The organism is Morganella sp. HSTU-ASny43, from assembly GCF_022819185.1.
GTDB lineage: Bacteria > Pseudomonadota > Gammaproteobacteria > Enterobacterales > Enterobacteriaceae > Morganella > Morganella morganii.
Map to the genome: position 1 here is coordinate 1 of NZ_WSPG01000110.1, position 250 is coordinate 250.

General features: G+C 52.8%; 1 protein-coding gene. It reads left to right on the forward strand.

The annotated features are described in order from the left end of the window. The coding region (locus GN208_RS17995) for a hypothetical protein (RefSeq protein ID WP_243828531.1) at positions 1-250 on the forward strand (250 nt) is incomplete at both ends.

Below are 250 nucleotides of genomic sequence, written 5' to 3' on the forward strand. Positions count from 1 at the left end.
GAATTAAGTCATGCTGAAATTGAACTGGTTTCCGGTGCCGGATGTGTTCAGGACACTATCACCGACCTCGGAAAAAAACTCGGTGACTGGGGTTTTGAACTGCTCGGGCCTTATCTGACGGCAGACCTGCCGGTGTTCGGTAAAGTCAGCCTCAAAGACGCATACCCGGGGCTGGGCAGGGAAGTCGGCGGGAAAGTGGGTTCGGCTGTCGGCGGTTTTATTGAAGATAAATTAGGCGGCATTGTAGATC